The following is an 18,555-nucleotide window of genomic DNA, read 5'->3' on the forward strand; positions in this document are numbered from 1 at the left end:
CACGATATCCTTCAGCTGCATCACCTCGCGCCACAGCACGTCCTGCACCTGAGCCCGTAATCGATAGCGAGAAAAATGCCTGTCCCATCGCAGAAATCCAAACCATCGGATCTGCTAGCTTAGTAAAATCGGCGCCGAAAAGAAAGGCATATCCGCCTGTAGCGCCTTGCAGTGTCGCAACCCTAATTGCCAAAATTGCAAATAGCACGAAAAATAGCGGCATCATAATTTTATTCGTTTTTTCGATGCTTTTAGCGCCGAAAAACAGCGTCAACAACGTGCCTGCGACGATTATGCAGTGATAAGGCACCACGGAGTAGGGCGTCAGGGCAAAAGAGTTGAACCACGTATCGGTATTTTCACTCATTAGCGAGCCGTCTATGGCTTGAACTAGCGCTTTTAGAACGTAGGCGATGATGACGGCATAGCCTACCGCGATACACATCGAACCGGCAAGTGGTAGCCAGCCGATAACCTTACCGATAGCGCCAAGTCCGCGGCTTTTCCACGCGTATTCGTATGAGCCCAGCGTGCCTGTTTTGGCGCGGCGACCGATCGCGTATTCGGCGCTTAGGCCTACGTATGAAAACAGCGCTACGAAAAAAACGTAAATTAGCAAAAATGCACCGCCGCCGTTTGTGCCGAGTTTATAAGGGAAGCCCCAGACATTTGCCATACCTACGGCGGAGCCCACGCAAGCGATGATAAAAGCCCAACGCGATGAGAATTTGTGTTTTGTCATAAAGTCATCCGTGCAAAAAATTTTCGTTATGGTAGCAAAAAGGAATTTAAGATTTATTTATGCGGAATTTTAAGGCGTGCCGATTTGATTACTTAGGAATTTTTAGAATTTAAAATCGCGAAGTTTTAAAGCAAGATTGGCGAAATTTTATGATCAAAATCGATAGAGTTAATTCTGCGATACTGCGCGGTAAAATTTTATCTTTATAATTTTAGAATTTTGCGCTTAGGCTTTGGCTTTAAAATTCGCTTGGTCTGGGCTTGTAGCTGGGCTTGATATTTAAGTTAGCCGAGAAATTTAGATCAATTGAAATTTTAAAATTCCGCGAAATTTTGAAATTTTTAAAATCTACGATCTCGCAAAATTTAAAAATAGGCTCATCAAGAAATTCTATCTAGCATTGTTCTGGCAGAATTTTCGTGGTAGATTTCGCCTTTCGTTTGTAATATGACGAGGACTTATAAATAGCACTTTATGGCGCTCTGAAGGGCGGCGGGCATTCCTCTACCCGCTATTAGGGCATCTATACGGGAGCGGCGAATAAATTTTGCCCTATATGGGGATTGGGAGCGTCGCAAGCGGCAGCATGTTTGAAATTTCCGGCACGCAGCATTGCAGAGTGAAATTTATTAACCCGCACTTTGGCTTAGTTATTTTTCTCAGCTTCTTCATTTTCTTGCGGCTGCGCGACTGCTTTTTTGATCGCTTTTACGAGCGAGACCCTAGTGCCGTCCATTCGCAGCACTTCATAGTCGCAGTTTTCATCGCTTATTTTATCGCCGATTTCAGGTAGGCTGCCGAAGAGGTTAAAGACGTAGCCGCCAATCGTTAGCTGCTCGGTCTCCTCGTCGAAGTCGATGCCCATCACCTCCTCGACGCCCTCGATCTCGAAGCGGCCTCTAAACTCAAAGGTGTTCTCGTCGATACATTTAAAATTTTGTGCATTCGCGTCGTGCTCGTCGTTGATGTCGCCAAAAATTTCTTCTATTATATCTTCCATCGTCAAAAATCCCGCCGTGCCGCCGTATTCGTCGATGACGAGCGCGGCAAAAATGCGCTGCTTATTCATCATCGGTAAAATTTTAGAGATCGGGCTGTTTTCAGGCACGATGATGAGCTTGCGCACGATCTTATCGAAGCTTTTATCTCCCTTTTGTTGGATGATGTCACGGATATGGATGAGACCTAGGACGTTGTCTTTGCTGCCGTCGATATATGGGAAGCGCGTAAATTTCGACTGCAAGACGGTCGCGTAGTTTTCATCGTAGCTTTTTTGCTTATTTAGGCAAACTAGATCGCGCCTCGGTGTCATTATCTCTTTGGCGACCGTGTCGCTAAAATCGACGGCGTTTTTGATGATCTCGGTCTCTAGGCTATCGAGCACGCCTCCTTTTAGGCTCTCGCTTGCGATGATTTTGATCTCCTCGTCAGAAAGCGCGAGCTCGCTCTCTTTGGCGGGCTTTACGCCGATGATTTTAAGCGATACGGCAGCGATGAAGTCAAACGCCTTGATAATCGGAAAAAACATAATCCAAAAAATATGAAGCGGCCTGGAGATGAAAAGCACGATCTTCTCGGTTTTAGCAATAGCGATGGATTTTGGCACTAGCTCGCCAAGCACGACGTGAAATAACGTAACGAGCGTAAAAGATATGACGAAAGCGATCGTATGCGCCGCCGCTCCGCCGCCTATGCCGATGGATCTTAGTGGCAGCTCGATCAGTCTCGATACCGCGGGCTCACCGATCCAGCCGAGGGCGAGCGAGCTTATCGTAATGCCTAGCTGTGTGGCGCTGAGATAGGTGTCTAGGGAGTTTGAAATTTTAAAAGCGAGCTTTGCGTTTGGAATTTTATCCTTGATAAGCTCTTCGAGGCGAGACTTTCTTACTTTGACGATTGAGAATTCCGAAAGAACAAAAAAAGCATTCATAAAGATGAATACAAAAGCTAAAACTAACATTAAAACCGAACTGTCCGTGTCCAAATTTCTTATCCTTTGAAATTTAAAAATAAATATTTATGATTATATCTAAAAACACTTTAAAATCCAAAAGATATGGAAAATGCCTCGCGCCCGCTTGTAGAATTCTGCCGTAATTTAAAATTTCGTACTGCGGCAGGCCTTTGTCGCGGCGAGATTTTATCGCAATAGAGCTACAGCGCTGCGGCGGATAATCCTAGCGCCGCGCGCAAGCCCATTAAGAAATTTAAATGCGACGATAAAACCTGCTACTTAAAAAAACCTCAGCGCGCAAGCTCTTGCGAAATTTTAAATCGCAAGACTATCTATTTCTTGTGGCAGCCTCGTAAAGCGGCAAGACTTTCGGCATCACCTCTTTTAGATCGGCGATGCGATCGTCGTTTGAAGGGTGCGTGGACATAAATTTAAGCGGATGGCTCTCATTTAGCTTATTCATCTTCTCCCAGACGTTTATCGCCGCTCGCGGGTCGTATCCTGCGCGCGCCATCAGCTCGACACCCATCAGATCGGCCTCCGTCTCATGTGTGCGCGAAAACGGCAGCGTGAATGTGTACTGCGCCGCCATGTTCAAAGCCGCCGAGCCCAGATCTCCAAGCCCCGCTGCAGAGCTTGCTACGGCGATACCGACATCTTTCATCTGTTCAGTCGAGGCTCGCTCGCGGCTGTGTTCGCGCAGTGCGTGCGACATCTCGTGCCCCAAAATAGCAGCTAACTCGGCATCGGTAAGCTTAAGCTTCTCAATGATGCCCGTATATACTACGATGCGACCGCCAGGCATACACCAAGCATTGATCGTAGGGTCGTTGATGACGTTTACCTGCCAGTTCCATTTCAGTGCGTCTTTGCGAAATGCGCCGACTTGAGCGATTAGGCGCCTCGAGATGCCTCTAACGCGATCAGTTAGCTTTTTATCGGTATTTAGGACATGTTTGGCGTTTGCTTGGGCGGTAATCTGCCTGTAGGCAAGCGCGGCACTTTGATCCATTTCAGCTTCGCTTACGGTGATGAATTGCGAGCGGTCGATGCCTACGGCGCCGCCTTGCGTGGTGCTCGCGCAGCCGGTAAAAATCATCATCGCAGCAAAGGATATTAAAAGAGCTAATTTTTTCATCTTTTCTCCTTGGAATTTTGCGGCGATTTTAGCGAAATTTGATTAAATTTTTAGAATTTTATTTTGGATTGCCGGATTTTGCAGGCGCGATCTATTTGGAATTTGCCGTAAAATTTAAGGACGCCCGTCGCCTTTAAAATAGAATTGGGCCTTGTAATTTAGCGATAAAATTTAGCGGTGATTTCGCAGAATTTTATCGTGGCGTAAACTAGGCATTGCTGTGTGAAAGTAGTGATCTTATCTAAGCGCGGCGCTGCATAAACAAGGTGCCTCTACGCCTAAATAGAGCAGAGATTGGGCCGCGGTTTTAAATTTATGCTGCGTAGGCTACGATAAATTCGGCGAAATTTTATTTGCACTAAGCGCTCAGTTCGGGCGGATAGGAGCAATTTGAAATTTGCACAATCAAATCGCGTGATAAAATGGGCTCGGATGTCGCTATGATTTGAGATGAGCCGCGCTAGTATTTTGTGCGCATAAATTCTAATTATTAACTTGGCAAAAGGCACTATACCACTGCATCTTGTGCTGCAATAAAATTTCGTTGTGGGAATTGAAATGATCGCAGAAATGCCAAACGCCACAGACGCCTTTTCGTAGAATTTTATCTCGCGGAATTTCATTCACGCGCGTCGGGATAAAATTTCAAACTGCAAACCGCGCCGTATCATTTTGGGTAGAATTTTAATTTTACGCGTTTAGAATTTTAAAATTCGGCTACGCAAATTTGTATGATGAAATTTCAAGCTTAAAATTCCGCGCCGTTTTTGGAATTTTATATATGCTCTGACAGCTATAAAATTTTGCACTTAGAATTTTATCGCTGCGGCAAGATTTGGATAGGACAGAATCTCGCATCGCCGTAGGATTTTTGGCGGCACGGAATTTTGCAGCGCGCATCTAAATTTAGCTATGCAAAATTCCTAAAATTCTTTATCAGCATGGAATTTTACAGCGCCGTTAAAGCGCACAAAGAATTCTGCGCAGGCCTCGCAAACTCTAACGAAAGCTCCTTTCTTTTAGGGCACGCGAGCTTTAAGGCATGCTAGTAAATTTTGCAGCGCAAAACAGTGAGCGCTGAGTGTTTACCGCTAGGGATTTTGCACCTGCGGCGCCCATTTAGTCCTTTTTGGACTTTAGCTTGGCGATCGTTTCTTTTGCGGCCTCGTAAGCCTTGGCGCTCATCTCGCGCGCCCTTTCGCTTACGTTTTTGGCGACGTCAGAGCTTTTTAGCTCGGCAAATTTTTGGCTCATCTTCTTTTCAAACTCGCTAAGCTCTTTTTTGATTGCGTCCAGTTTCTCGTCCAGATCGAGGTTTTCGATGATTTTGGCACTTTTTTGGCTCAGCTCTTGAGTGATTTCGCGCGCTTTGGCGCTCGCCTTTTTTGCGCGCTCGCCAAGCTCGATCTCGCCGATTTTGGCGCTTAGCTGCTCGGCAAGATCGCTTGAAATTTTTCTAAATTTAGCCAGGTAGCCTCCAAATTCTTCATCGGCGATCTTGGCGATCTCGCTTTTAGCGGGCTCCTCCGAGCTTGCGACCGCGTCGCTTAGCACGGCGCTAAATAGCTCGCTCATCTGCGAAATTTGAAGCCTTTCGTTCTCTAGGCTCTGTGCGTCGCTTGCTGGCGAGAAACTTAGCTCGTCGCGGTATCTTTCGGCGGCTTTGTTTATGCCGTCGTAGCAGCCTAAAATCGCGCCTCTAATCAGTGCAGAGGCTGTATTTTTGCTCTCGTTTGCGACGAAAATCGCGCGATTTATGATGATTTTTGAAATTTCTTTTGTGCGGAATTTCGTAAATTCTCCGTCGCCTATAGCCGAAAATGCGATGTTTTTTGCCGTCTCGTGCGCGGTATCCTCGATGTCGGTGCCGCTTTCTAGCACGCTTATAAAGGCCAGTTCGCTTGCTTCTTTAAGTACGTCCGCAAGCGGAAGTTTGCTCGCGATCGCTCGCTGTAGCGCCGAGCCTATGCGTTCTTTTAGCTCCGCTTCGCTTGCGTTTTGCAGCGCGGTATCCAGATCGTCGTAGCTGCGCAAAACAAGGGTTTTAATCGCCTTTTGTTTACAAGCGATCTTTTTACGCAGATCGTCGTAGTCGTAGATGAGCTTGTAAAGAGCCTGCTCGTCCTCGTCACACAGCGCCTTTTTCACCCCTTCGATTAACGCTTCGGAGGAGGCGTCCTTTAGAGCTCCTATTTCGCTAAGCTCGGCGGCGAAGCTTAAGATGAGCTCGGCGCTTTTAGCGCTTTTGGCGTCTTCGCTAAGTCCGCACAGAGTCTTCAGGCTTTGTTCAAAAGCTAAATTTTGCACGCAGGCCGCCAGCTCCTCACCGCTAATTTGCGCGAGATCGGCGCCGAATTTTTTGATTATTGCTTCTTTCATTTCATCTCCTGTCACAATACATATTTAAAGTGGGCTTTTAAGCGCTCGAAAATTTCGTTTCGATGCAAGTCGTCTTTAACGAAAACGCTTACGTTGAAGCTCATATATTTGCCGCCGTTTGAAAAGCGCGAAAAGTCTATTTTGTAATTTTCGCCCTTTAAAATTTCATCGATCTGCTCGCGCTTTTGGGTGCTTGCATCCAGGATAATTTTATATTCCCAAAAGAGCGGATAGTCGATTTTTGGCTTTTCAGCTCCTAGTATACACGCCACTTTTGCCTCCTTCTTTGCGTTGCAGCACGATGTCGGTAATCTGCATCGATTTATCTATCGCTTTTAGCATATCATAAATCGTCAGTAACCCCACGCTCACGCCCGTTAGCGCTTCCATCTCGACGCCCGTTTTGCCCGTGATTTTTACAGTTACGAAAAGCTTAAATGCGCACTCGCTCGCAAGCTCCTCAATATCGGTTTTAATCGAAGTAATCGTAAGCGGATGGGTCATTGGTATTAGCTCACTCGTCTTTTTAGCGCCCATTATCGCGGCAACGACGGCGGTTTGAAGCACGGGGCCTTTTTTGGCCGTATTTTGCTTGACGGCGGCAAACGCCTCCGCGCTCATGCGGATGATACCGCTAGCGGTGGCTACGCGCTCGCTATCATCCTTAGCGCCGACATCCACCATACGTGGCATATTGTTTTCGTCGATATGTGAAAGCATAAAATTTCCTTGCAGTTTTTGGCGGGATTATAGCAGAATTTCGGGCATAAAAAAAGCCCGAGCTTTTAAACTCGGGCTTCATACAAAAAGGAGGTTTTATCTTGTCGGACGAGAACGATTATACTACCTAAACAGTAAATAGAAATAAAATATATCCTTTTTAGGCGAACTCTTTCGCGCTTAATTTATAGCCGTTTTTAAAAATTTAATGGCATGCTATGGCGCGCTGTGCGGGCATTTGAATGGACGGTAAAACAAAACGGAGTCAAAGAGCGACTAAATTTAAAGCGGACGTTAAAGAGCAAAGATAAAATTTAAAGCAGTTTGTGGTTATTTTGGCTCAATATGGACGATCAAAAGAGCGGAGCAGGGCGCTCTGCCGAGGCAGTATAAATAAGACGCCGCAAAAAAACGAGCTTAAATTTAGAGCAAGACGGCGTTTAAATTTAAGCTCGTTTTGCTTAAACTCAAGGGCTCGCGCGCAATGCAGCGTAAATTTAACCCTTCACGCGAGCGTTAAACGGCGCAGGCGCGGATTAAAATAGCGCGCGTAAATTTAAACATCGTCGCGCAAAATCCGGTCTGCGTTTTAAATTTAGCCTCGTTTAAATTTTAAACGTTTTTAGCAGGCTGCCTAAATTTAACTCCTTGTCTTCGCCGTTTGCGCCGCCTCCTAAAAGATCGCCCAAAAAGCTACTTGCGTCGTTGATATCGATTTTACCGTCGCCGTTAAGGTCGAGCTTGGCGCTTGCGATTTTGCCGATCAGCGCGCTAAAATCCACGCCTTTGCTATCGACGGCGTTTGCTTGCACGTCCTCGCCGCCGCCCAAAAGTCCGCCCAGCATCGAGCCTAGCGAGCTAGATCCGCCGCTTTCGTTTTTGCTTAAAAAATTTGAGCTGATGCCCGCAATTATCGCATTTATCTGGTCGTCGGGCAGGTCCGCGCCTAGAAATTTTTCGATAAAAGCGACAGGGCCGCTTTGAAATTCTCTTAAATTTTTATCGTCGTTTTTGAGTGCAGAGACCATTTTTACAAGTCCGTTTATGTCCATTTACGCCTCCTTGATCTTGGCTTTCGGGGCCTGTTTGACGATAAGCTCTATTACTTTTAGAGCGTCCGCTTTGGCTTCAAAATCTTTACTAACGGCGATGATCTGTCCGTTGCTGGCCGTTAGGCGGAAGCGAACCTTGTCTGCTTTATCGGTGTAAAGCTCAAATTTCGGATTGTTTAGCTTTTCTCCGCCCGCGATTTGATCTTCGATCTTATTTAGCGCGGCGTTTTTTGCGACGCTTTCGATGCCGTTTTTGCAAGCGGCCTTGCTCGTGTAAACCTCGGAGGTACATAGCACGTGTCCGTCATAGAGTAGATCGAATTTGCAGCCGTTCTTGGCGTCTTTGATTAAAAACTCAGCCATTTTTCATCCTTTCGTAGAAGATATCGTTATTTTAGCTAAAATTTTAATAAATATTTTTAATAGGCGCGGAATTTTCTGCTAAAATTGCGCACAAATTTCATTTACAAAGGATCATAATGATAAAGGCTCTACGTTTTAGCTTGATTTTCGCCGCTACTTTAGGATTTGGCGCGGATGAGAGCGATGCATTATTTAAGGATATAAGGATGCGTCTGGGCTGCAATCTAGCCGCACAGGACTGCGAGACTAACGCCGGCGGGCAGAAGGCGCTCTTTAGCGTAGCGCGCCATCCGATCGAAGCGGGAGTAAACGAGCTAAAAATAAGCGGAATTTCGCGTGAGCTGAAAAATCCGAGCGTTAAAATTTCGGGCGTGAGTATGAATATGGGCAATGCGGAATTCCCGCTAAAGCGCAGCGCAGACGGCTATGAAGCGACGCTTGATGTTGCAGTGTGCACGCACGCCGTAATGCGCTACAAACTTGAAATTTACGAGGATGGCGAGCCTAGCGGGCTTTTTGTGTATTTTGATCTGCGAAAGCGCGCTACAGATCGAGACCGCGGCGAAGACGCGCACTCGCATCACCACGAGCATTAGACGCACCCCGTTTGTTCGCGGGGTAAAATTTGCGCTTTTTCAGACACGACGCTTTAAAGGAACTTGCACGTTGATTGTAGAAAATTTTACAAATTTTATAAAACGCCGCTTGCGATAAATTTTTTGTATCTTTTGGGCGACGCACGTCGCGAGTGGATACGGGCGCCTGTGCGGCTCGCCGTAACAACCTGGGCGCGCTTCATTAGGGTGTTTACAAAAACGCCTTTATAAGCGCGCGGCTATTTGCCGTGCATTCGCCGCATATGTTTCGTAACCACTACCGAGGCGCGTCAAATTTAGCCCTTCGCCGCCTTTAAATTTTAAAATTTTTAAAATTCGCTTGCGTTTCATACGCCTAAGCTACGCGGAATTTTGAAATTCCTTGTATAATCTGAAGCAAATTTAAAATCTAAGGAAAGCCATGCAAATATTAAGACAAAAGCACTTTAGCGGCGAGCGCGCGCTGTTCGGCGCAAAGGATCTGCGGATCGAAAATTCCGTCTTCGGCGAGGGCGAGTCGCCGCTAAAACACAGTGCAAATATCGTCGCGCAAAACTGTAAATTTGAGTGGAAATATCCGTTTTGGTACGCCGAAAATATCCGCGCGCAGGACTGCTTATTCGACGAGATCGCGCGCGCAGGGATCTGGTATAGCCGCGGCGTGGTGCTAAAAGACTGCCTCTACGGCGCGCCTAAAGGGCTTCGCCGCGTAAAAGACGCCGCGCTGCAAAACGTGGAATTTCATGATGCGCAAGAGACCTTGTGGCACTGCAGCGATGTCACGCTAAAAAATGTCACCGCAAAGGGCGCTTATTTTGGGCTTGATTGCGAAAACTTAAGCATCGAAAATCTATCGCTCTTCGGGGATTACTGCTTCGACGGCTGCAGAAACGTAACGATCAAAAACTCCAAACTTCTATCCAAGGACGCGTTTTGGAACTGCGAAAATATCGTGGTTGAAGACTGCTTCATCGCGGGCGAGTACTTTGGATGGAATTCCAAAAATGTAACGCTGCGAAACTGCAAGATCGAGAGCCTGCAGGGCTTTTGCTATATGCAAAACCTGCGCTTGCAAGACTGCGAGCTGATAAATACGACGCTAGCGTTTGAATACAGCGACGTGCATGCCGAGGTAAAAGGTGCGATCGATAGCGTCAAAAATCCGAGCAGCGGGCTAATCCGCGCGGCAAGCATCGGCGAGCTGATCCTAGATGGCGCAACGGACGCGTCTAAAACTGAAATTATTACTGAATTAAGGGCGTAAGATGGGACTTTTTGATTTTATAAGCGGCAAGGAGAAATACGATTTCGATACCCTGCCGAACCGCCGCGGCACGAAGTCGCTTAAATGGGACGTAGGCGAGAATGAGCTTCCGATGTGGGTCGCGGATATGGACTTTGCCGTAGCGCCCGAGATCATCGAGGCTCTGCAAAAGCGGCTAAATGAGCGGGTTTTGGGCTATTCTCTTGTCGATGATGAGTGGCGCAGCGCGTATCAAGGCTGGTGGCTTGCACGCCACGATTATGAAATCCAAAAGGAGTGGCTGATCTATGCAAATGGCACGCTGCCTGCGATTGATTCGATCATTCGCAAGCTCACCTCGCCCGCTGAAAACGTGCTGCTGATGAGTCCTGTTTATAACTGCTTTTATTACTGCATCAAAAACGCCGCCCGCGTGCCTGCGGAAAACGAGCTTGCCTATGCTAGCGGCGATTATAGCATCGATTGGGAGGATTTGGAGGCTAAACTTGCCGATCCGCAGATGACGCTTTTTATCCTTTGTAACCCTCACAATCCGGTCGGCCGCACCTTTAGCAGGGACGATCTCGCCCGTATCGGCGAGCTGTGCGAGAAGCACGGCGTGACGGTGCTTAGCGATGAGGTGCATTGCGATCTGACCGAGCCCGGCGTGCGTTACACGCCATTTGCTGCCGCGAGCGAGACGTGCGAGAAAATTTCAGCCTCCATAATCGCGCCAACCAAGGCGTTTAACATCGCAGGGTTGCAAAGCGCGGCGGTCTTTGCCGCAGATAAGCGCTTGCGTCATAAAATTTCAAAAGCGCTAAATTCCGACGACATCGCCGAGCCGAATTTTTTCGGCGTCCAAGGAGCGATCGCCGCATTTACGAAGGGTGCGGCGTGGCTGGATGCTCTGCGCGAATACCTCAGCGAAAATCGCAAATTTGCGGCGGAATTTATCGCGCGTGAGCTTCCGCAGGTGCGCGTCGTGCCGCAAGACGCGACCTATCTGATGTGGCTTGATGCGGGCGCTTACACGCAGGATAGCGCGGAGCTTGCGCGCTTCATCCGCGAAAAAACGGGGCTGTATCTCTCCTGCGGCGCGCAATACGGCAAGGGCGGCGAGAAATTTTTGCGCCTAAATATCGCGACATCTAGGGCGCTGTTAAAAGACGGGCTAGGGCGGTTGAAAGAGGCGCTAAAGATCTGCCCGCATTGAGCAAGCTGCGGCGCGGCAAAGACGAAATTTAAAATTTTATAACGGCCAAATTTAAAGCGTCGGAGCAAATTTTAAAATTTTACAGCAGGGCGCGAGCTTTGCGCTAAATTTGGCGGCGATCAAACTTGCGGCGCGCGAACGTTTAAATTTACGCGCGGCAAAAACCGGCGCTTAAATGCGCTACAAAAGGCGGATTATGGATAGAAACGGCGATCTGGAAGAGCTTTACCTGCTTGAAAAACGGCGCGAAAAGCTCGCGCGCATTAGCAAGCTCGTCTCATTTTTGATAACCCTACTGCTGCTCGGGCTTTATGCGTTTTTGAATACCAGAGCAGAGCCCGTCTCATTTGATACGAATTGGCTTATAGTCGTGCTTTTCATCATCTTTCCAGTTTTAAACGGACTGCTCTACCGCTTATTTTACAGCTTAAGCTTTGGCAAAAACGGCGGCACGCAGCGCGCAAATTTCGATAAATTTAGCGGCTTTGATACGGCGCAAGATACGGACGCATTAGGGCAGGGCGCGGCGCAAGATGGGCAAATTTTAAGAGCCGATGCGAAAGAGGGGCAGGTATTAAAAGCCGAAGCAGACGAGGGTAGCGGCTCCAAAGAGAGCGACAGCCGCATGAACGCTACTTGCGGGAGGTTTGAGCCTAAAGCCGCCGAAGGCGAGGGCGGGAGCGAAAAAGACGGAGTAGTCGGGTCAAAATTTAACTTCTTCACCGATCTGCAGAGCCTGGAAGATGAGCGCGCGGCGCTGCAAAAAGCGGTGAAAAAGGCCGGTCTCGTCGCTGCTGCCGTAGGGACCGGCGTGGGCGCACTGGTGGCGCGCTTTTGGGACGAAGTGGCGCCCGGCGTATTTTTCGGCATCTCCGTTTACGGCATCGTGAGCGCTCTTTTGACGGCGAGCAAAAGACGGAATTTTAGATCAAATTTTAAAAATAGGGTCGTCGCGAGCATCGCAAAAAGCTTCGGGCTTAGCTACGATGAAAGCGGCGGGCTGGGGACGGATGAGTTTTTTGAAATTTACGACTGCTACATAAACGAGCAATCGAGCGAGGATATGATGAGCGGGGAGGTGCAGGGCGTGCGCGTTAGATTTAGCGACTTTTACGCCGCCGAAAAGGTGCGCACCAAAAACGGCACTCGCACCTACGTAAAATTTCACGGAGTGCTTTTCGTCGCGGACTTTCACAAAAGGCTTAGCTGCGAGGTGCGGGTGTGTCACAAAAACTCGCGAAATCTGCGCAAATACGGGCAGCGAGCGAATATGGACGATGTGAAATTTGAGGAATTTTTTGATGTCTATACGACCGATCAGGTAGGCGCGAGATACGCTCTGACGCCGCTTTTGATGCAGCGACTGACGGAGGTCTATCTAAGGCTAGGCTCGCAGATAAACGCGGTGCTAAGGGAGGATAAAATTTACGTGGCGATCGAGACCTGGCGCGATAATTCGAGCCTAGAATCGACTGCTCGCTAAAGCAGGATGCCACGATGGCGCTCTACGTAGATGAGATCGGTGCGCTTGTGGATATCGTGAGCGAGCTAAATTTGAACCGCAAAATTTGGAGCGAATGAGGCAAGCGGCGGCGCTGTGGAGTATGACGGAGGCTGCTGCATACGGCTCTGGCGACACACAGATATGCAGACAAAGCGCTCTGAATCGTAGGCTTAGAGCGGTACAGATGCGCTGTATAGCTGAGCGTGGAAATAAACGTGTCGTGCGGATTGTGCGTTTAGGTGGATATGTGATCGCTCCTTCGCGCGAACCAATCGAAAGATAGAACGCACGCGGGAGGCGTTCGTATAAGACTTTGCAAGCCGCTTTGAGCCGATAAAATTTTATAAATTCCCGCTCCGTTAACGAGCGAGCGCTTGCGATCTATCATCGCTCGCACGGCATAAATTTTACCGCACGAGCAGTTTGCGTTAGAATTTTACTATTGCTTGAAATTTTACGTCGCCGCGCGCGACTTAAATTTTACCGCGACGATCCGCGCTAGGCTGCATTTTGGCTCGGCTAAATTTGTCGTGCGAGAGCAAAACTTTGCCGCTAGATCGATAAATTTAGCTAGCTTATAAAAGCGCTCGCTGCCTATGGGCGTTTATGGACGCCGTTTTGGTAAAGCTACGGCGCCAGCGTCGCTGCGAGCTTGCGGGGCTTAGTAAGATTGCCCCGCTAAACTAGACGGCGAATCTAAATTTATAGCTTCCCGCCCTCGATTACGACGTCGTCAGCCTTGATGTCGTTGCCATATACCGGCGCCAGCGTCGCGTCGTAGTCAGCGTGGAAAAATTTCTCGTCCGCGAGCTTCACGATTAGATCGTCAAGCCATTTGCGAAGCTCGTCGTTTCCCTTTTTGACCGCAGGCGCGATGACGTCCTGATCGCCTAGCGAGCGGATACCTACCTTAAAGCCCGGGTTTGACTTAGTCCACGCGAACAAAAGCGTATTATCATGCGCGATCGCATCGCCCCTGCCATCCAGCATCGCACCGAAAGTCTCGGTATTTTGGTCAAATTTTAAAAGCTTGATCTCGGGATGGTTTTTTGTAAAATACAGATCCGCAGTCGTGCCTTTGTTGATTAAAAGCGTTTTGTCCTTAAGCTGCGAAACGTCGGTGATATCGCCATTCGGGCTCGCGACGCCTAGAGCTACCTTCATATACGGCAGCGCGAAATCTACGACCTCTTTGCGCTCCGGTGTGACGGTAAAATTTGCAAGTGTGATATCGACCTTATCCGACGCCAAAAATTCCGCGCGATTGGCGGCCTCTACGAGCACGAACTGAACCTTGCTCTCATCGCCTAAAAGCTCCTTTGCGATACGTTTTGCAAAATACACGTCATATCCCGCGTTTTTACCCGTCTCGTCGATATAACCAAACGGCGGCTTGTCGCCGAAAACCGCGATCCTTACTACGCCGCGCTTTTTAACTCCGTCGATATAACTTTGCGACGCGACGGAGCCTTGCGCGGAATTTGAGGAGCCTTTGCCCTCGTCGTTGCAGCCTGCGAAAAATAACGCACCTAAGATAAAAAGCGTGCTTAGCGTTTTTTTCATCTTTTCTCCTTTATTAAAATTTATTTTTTAAATTCGAACATATTTAGAAATTTCTTCGCGCGCTCGCTTTTCGGAGCGGTAAAGAACGCCTCCGGTTCGTTAATCTCGACGATGCTTCCCTCATCCATAAAAACTATGCGATCGGCTACGGCGCGCGCAAAGCCCATCTCGTGCGTTACGATTAGCATCGTCTGCCCCTCTTTGGCGAGATTTAGCATTACGTCTAGCACCTCGCGCACGATCTCGGGATCAAGTGCCGCGGTAACCTCGTCAAAAAGCATAATCTTGGGCTTCATCACAAGGCTTCGTACAATCGCGATGCGCTGCTTCTGCCCGCCGCTAAGCTCTTTGGGGTAGGCTCGCTCTTTATTTTCTAGTCCTACGATTTTGAGCCAATGCCTGGCTAGCTCTACAGCTTGCTCGCGCGGTACGCCTTGGACTTTCACGGGACCTAGGATTATATTATGTAGAACATTTAAGTGGTCGAAAAGCTCGTAGCTTTGAAAGACCATACCGATCTTTTGCCTGATCCTGCGCCAGTCTGTGAAATTTTGATCGATCCGCTCGCCTTCGATTATAAAATTTCCGCTTTGTACCGGCTCTAACCCGTTGATCGTGCGAAGTAGGGTGCTTTTGCCGCAGCCGCTAGGACCCAGGATCACCACGACTTCGCCCTGCGCGACGCTAAGGCTGACGTCCTTTAGCGCGTGCAGCTCGCCGTAAAATTTATTGACTTTATCGATTTTTAAAATTTCCATCAGCTCCACCTATTTTCTAATTTTTTCGAAAGCGCCGAGATTGGATAGCAGATCAAAAAATATACGAAAAATATCGCTCCGTAGATGATTAGCGGCGCGTAATTATCGCGGAAGACATTCACTTCGATGATCTGCTGTCCGACCTTGACGAGCTCTATGACGCCGATTAGTACGGCGATCGAGGTTGTTTTTATCATCCTGCTGAATAAATTTATCGTTGCGGGCACCAGACGCCTCATCGCAAGCGGCAGGATGACATAGAGATAAATTTGAGATCTGCTAAATGCGAGCGCTTCGGCGCTTTCGAACTGATGCTTGGGTATGCTAAGCACGGCGCCGCGCACCAGATCCATCATCTCAAAAACGCCCCAGATGCTAAAGACGATGATCGAAGCCGCGATATTTGAGATGTGGATGCCAAATGCCTTACTCGCGCCGAAATATACGATAAATAGCCAGACGATAGGCGGCATTATGCGCACGATCTCTAGGCAAATTTTAAGCGGGATGTATAAGGCTCTGCGCCCAGAGGCCATTAAAATTCCAAGTACCAAGCCCAGAGCGAGCGAAACCGCGATTGAAATGAGCGCGATTTGCAGCGTGACCCCAAGCCCGCCAAGAAGCCTAATTAAATTTTCGCCGCTTAAGAGTTCCATCGCTAACCTCTCATATATGCAAGGCGCTTTTCAAGCAGTGTAAGCGCTAGTGAAAGCGGCAGGATTATGATCAGATACGAAACGCTTAGCATAAATAGCGCCTCGTTGGTCTTATAATACAGCCCGATCACGTCCTTTGCGGCATAAACGAGATCGGCGAGTGCTACGATGCTAACGATCGAAGTTTCTTTAAGCAGAAAGATTACGTTTGCGCTGATGGAGGGCAGGGCGATCGCAAAGGCGCGCGGCAGCACGACGTAAAACACTATCTGCGCTTCGCTAAGACCTAGGCTCATCGCGCTTTCGATCTGAGATTTTTTTATCGCCTCAAAACCGAGCCTAAAGCTCTCGCTCATATAGCTTCCGCCCAAAAACGCAAGACCTACAATCGCGCAGGTAAAGCCCGAAATTTGAACGCCTAGCTTCGGCAGGCCGTAGTATAGAAAAAATAGCTGAATTAAAAGCGGAGTGTTGCGAGATAGCTCGATATATGCGCTCACAAGCGGGCTTAACAGAGGTACTCTTTTATATTTTATTAGCGTGCAGATAAAGCCGATGATAATGGATAGTAAAATCCCGTAAAATGCGAGCTTCAGCGTTAAAATTCCCGCCTTTACGAACATAGAGCTAAATTTAGCTATAAAATCAAAATCCATAAATTCTTCTTTCCATAAAATATGCGTATTATACAAATAACTGATTAAAATAGTGTTAAATTAGAATTTTTTTATAAAAATTCCGAAAATTTAGGAGTTTAAAAATATATCTTATAAATATATTTAGTCCGAGCAGATACCCGGACTATAGAATTTTGACGGAATTTTACGAGTAAAAAATATACGCGTATCCCGAAACCAAAAACGCGGAGAATATCGCTAAAATTCCGCCACTTCGTACCATTTCCGCCTGGCGAATGCGTCCCGTTCCGAAAACCAAAGCATTCGGCGGTGTCGCTACCGGCATTATGAAAGCGCAGCTTGCGCCCACACCGATTACTATAGTAAGAGTTTCTTTCGGTAGCCCCATCTGAGCCGCTACTCCCGCAAATACCGGCACTAAAAGTGCAGCAGAGGCGGTATTGCTCGTAAATTCCGTAAGGCAGATGATGAAAACTGCTGTTACCAAAAGTACAATGTAAGTAGGCGCTCCACCGAAAGTATGCGCGACTAGATCGCCAAGCACCTTAGAAGCTCCGGAATCGCCTAAAACCGCACTTAGCGTAAGTCCGCCGCCAAAAAGCAGCAGCACGCCCCACTCGGTGTTTTCGGCGATGTCGTGCCATTTGGCAAGCCCTAGTATGACGATTACGACTGCCGAGCAGATGGCGACGTAAGCATCATCCACTTTAAAGCCCACAAGGGCTGAAATTTGTTTCGAAAATATCCAGCCAAGAGCTGTTAGAGCAAATACGACGATAGTAATAATGCGCTCGCGCGTCCAAGGGATATGCTCCAGATCCATCTCTATTTTATGGCTTAAATTCGGCTTGAAAATTATATAAAGCACCACAAGCATTATCGGTAGCATCACGCACATTAGCGGCAAACCTACCTTCATCCAGTCCGCGAAGCTGTAGTGCAAGGCTTGAGCCACGATTAAATTTGGCGGAGATCCCACGAGCGTGCCCAGACCTCCGATGCTTGCAGAATACGCGATGCCTAAAAGCAAAAACACGAGCGTGCCGCGATCTTTGCTCTCGTCCATATTGGCGCAAATTCCAAGCGCGATCGGAAGCATCATAGCAGCAGTTGCGGTATTTGAAACCCACATCGAAAGGATCGCCGTAGCAAGGCAGATTAAAATCGCAGCTACACCCAAGCGACCGCCTGCGCGGGCGATTAGCCACATCGCGATCTTTTTATCGAGCTTTTGCATATGCAGAGCCGTTGCCAGAGCAAAACCGCCGAAAAAGGTAAAGATCGTAGGGTTTGCAAAATTTGCAAGCGTGCTTTTGATGGTGGCGGCCGTGAAAGTGCCATCTTTAGCGAATTTACCAAGTCCGATAGCTACCGCAAGCACCGGCACCATAAGTGCGGTTACCGTGATATGCACGGCCTCTGTAAGCCACATAATCGCGATAAAAGCAAGTAACGCAAGGCCTTTTTTGACATTAGGCTCAAATGGTAGCGTGGCATATAGCGCAAAGCCCACAGCAGCGGCAATCGCCATAATGATGACACCACGCTTAGGAAACGGCACGGTGTCGGTGAGCCTGTCTAAACCCAGCTCGTCTACGTCTGAGTCCAGTGGTCCTTGTAAGCGGGAGTTGCGTAACTCCACTTTGTGTTCTTCCATAGATACTCCTTTTTTGGATTTGGCTTATGATACAAAAATGAGGCGGGAATTTTATAAATTCCAAATCAAATCGTCTTAAATTTTTAAAAGTGCAGTTACTATCGGTAACACGGCACTTATCTCGTGTGTAAATTTTAAATTATACATAAAAACGAACAACTAAATAAGCGCTTTAAATTTCATCACAGATTATTTTTTAATGGCTCTGGCATTTAAATTTGCTAGCTGCCAAGGGGGCGGCGTAGAATTTCGTCGAATTTCATCCAGGCAATCGAGATAGAATTCTGTCCTTAGCAAACGAGATAAAATTTTATCCAAGGCGAGTGAGATAAAATTCTGCGTCTTATCTTAAAAATTTATCAAAATTTAAGTGGGG

The 18,555-nt window shown here is 47.8% G+C and carries 17 protein-coding genes and 1 pseudogene; 4 read left to right on the forward strand and 14 right to left on the reverse strand.

Annotation, left to right across the window (positions count from 1 at the left end):
• The 9 genes and pseudogenes from Q0372_RS02980 to Q0372_RS03020 form a co-directional block, all read right to left on the reverse strand.
• A pseudogene (locus Q0372_RS02980) lies at positions 1-742 on the reverse strand (sodium-dependent transporter); the annotation flags it as partial.
• A gap of 646 nt (positions 743-1,388) precedes the next feature.
• On the reverse strand, positions 1,389-2,702 hold the full coding sequence (locus Q0372_RS02985) for a hemolysin family protein (RefSeq protein WP_297921872.1): 1,314 nt from the start codon (positions 2,700-2,702) through the stop codon (positions 1,389-1,391).
• Positions 2,703-3,024: 322 nt separating this feature from the next.
• Entirely contained in the window at positions 3,025-3,834 is an 810-nt protein-coding gene (locus Q0372_RS02990; RefSeq protein ID WP_298102366.1) for a M48 family metallopeptidase, read from the reverse strand.
• A gap of 717 nt (positions 3,835-4,551) precedes the next feature.
• On the reverse strand, positions 4,552-4,692 hold the full coding sequence (locus Q0372_RS02995) for a hypothetical protein (protein WP_298102368.1): 141 nt from the start codon (positions 4,690-4,692) through the stop codon (positions 4,552-4,554).
• 261 nt (positions 4,693-4,953) lie between these two features.
• Positions 4,954-6,213 carry a hypothetical protein gene (locus Q0372_RS03000; RefSeq protein ID WP_298102370.1) on the reverse strand — a complete coding sequence of 420 codons (1,260 nt, stop codon included), beginning with the start codon at positions 6,211-6,213 and terminating at the stop codon, positions 4,954-4,956.
• An 11-nt stretch (positions 6,214-6,224) separates the two neighbouring features.
• The gene (locus Q0372_RS03005) at positions 6,225-6,485 is read right to left on the reverse strand and encodes a DUF493 domain-containing protein (protein WP_297921867.1); all 261 of its coding nucleotides are present in this window, start codon (positions 6,483-6,485) and stop codon (positions 6,225-6,227) included.
• Positions 6,463-6,933: a cyclic pyranopterin monophosphate synthase MoaC gene (gene moaC / locus Q0372_RS03010; protein ID WP_297883165.1), complete on the reverse strand. Its 471-nt coding sequence runs from the start codon at positions 6,931-6,933 to the stop codon at positions 6,463-6,465. Before moaC ends, Q0372_RS03005 begins: the two co-directional genes overlap by 23 nt.
• A 605-nt stretch (positions 6,934-7,538) precedes the next feature.
• Complete coding sequence (locus Q0372_RS03015) at positions 7,539-7,985, reverse strand: hypothetical protein (RefSeq protein ID WP_298102373.1); 447 nt, start codon at positions 7,983-7,985, stop codon at positions 7,539-7,541.
• Positions 7,986-8,348: a YegP family protein gene (locus Q0372_RS03020; RefSeq protein ID WP_298102375.1), complete on the reverse strand. Its 363-nt coding sequence runs from the start codon at positions 8,346-8,348 to the stop codon at positions 7,986-7,988.
• Between the two features lie 116 nt (positions 8,349-8,464).
• Between Q0372_RS03020 and Q0372_RS03025 the strand changes: the two genes are divergently transcribed.
• The 4 genes from Q0372_RS03025 to Q0372_RS03040 all read left to right on the forward strand — a co-directional run bounded on the left by Q0372_RS03025 (position 8,465) and on the right by Q0372_RS03040 (position 12,886).
• Positions 8,465-8,944, forward strand: a complete 480-nt coding sequence (locus Q0372_RS03025) for a hypothetical protein (RefSeq protein WP_298102378.1) — start codon at positions 8,465-8,467, stop codon at positions 8,942-8,944.
• A 421-nt stretch (positions 8,945-9,365) separates the two neighbouring features.
• Positions 9,366-10,208 (forward strand): DUF3737 family protein, encoded by an 843-nt coding sequence (locus Q0372_RS03030; protein WP_298102381.1) that lies wholly within the window; start codon positions 9,366-9,368, stop codon positions 10,206-10,208.
• Position 10,209: 1 nt separating this feature from the next.
• The gene (locus Q0372_RS03035; RefSeq protein WP_298102384.1) at positions 10,210-11,403 is read left to right on the forward strand and encodes a MalY/PatB family protein; all 1,194 of its coding nucleotides are present in this window, start codon (positions 10,210-10,212) and stop codon (positions 11,401-11,403) included.
• A gap of 196 nt (positions 11,404-11,599) precedes the next feature.
• Positions 11,600-12,886 (forward strand): DUF3137 domain-containing protein, encoded by a 1,287-nt coding sequence (locus tag Q0372_RS03040; protein ID WP_298102387.1) that lies wholly within the window; start codon positions 11,600-11,602, stop codon positions 12,884-12,886.
• A 723-nt stretch (positions 12,887-13,609) separates the two neighbouring features.
• On the opposite strand, the gene Q0372_RS03045 is transcribed toward Q0372_RS03040, so the two are convergent.
• The 5 genes from Q0372_RS03045 to Q0372_RS03065 form a co-directional block, all read right to left on the reverse strand.
• Entirely contained in the window at positions 13,610-14,470 is an 861-nt protein-coding gene (locus Q0372_RS03045) for a cysteine ABC transporter substrate-binding protein (RefSeq protein WP_298102392.1), read from the reverse strand.
• Between the two features lie 20 nt (positions 14,471-14,490).
• Positions 14,491-15,228, reverse strand: coding sequence for an amino acid ABC transporter ATP-binding protein (locus tag Q0372_RS03050; protein WP_297951073.1), 738 nt, complete (start codon positions 15,226-15,228; stop codon positions 14,491-14,493).
• Positions 15,228-15,884 carry an amino acid ABC transporter permease gene (locus Q0372_RS03055; RefSeq protein ID WP_297881208.1) on the reverse strand — a complete coding sequence of 219 codons (657 nt, stop codon included), beginning with the start codon at positions 15,882-15,884 and terminating at the stop codon, positions 15,228-15,230. The genes Q0372_RS03050 and Q0372_RS03055 overlap by 1 nt, the downstream gene beginning before the upstream one ends.
• Positions 15,885-15,886: 2 nt before the next feature.
• Complete coding sequence (locus tag Q0372_RS03060; protein WP_298102396.1) at positions 15,887-16,540, reverse strand: amino acid ABC transporter permease; 654 nt, start codon at positions 16,538-16,540, stop codon at positions 15,887-15,889.
• 166 nt (positions 16,541-16,706) lie between these two features.
• Positions 16,707-18,053 carry a DASS family sodium-coupled anion symporter gene (locus Q0372_RS03065; protein ID WP_298102400.1) on the reverse strand — a complete coding sequence of 449 codons (1,347 nt, stop codon included), beginning with the start codon at positions 18,051-18,053 and terminating at the stop codon, positions 16,707-16,709.
• Positions 18,054-18,555: the final 502 nt, after the last annotated feature.

This window comes from uncultured Campylobacter sp. (assembly GCF_937997405.1).
Taxonomy (GTDB): Bacteria; Campylobacterota; Campylobacteria; order Campylobacterales; family Campylobacteraceae; genus Campylobacter_B.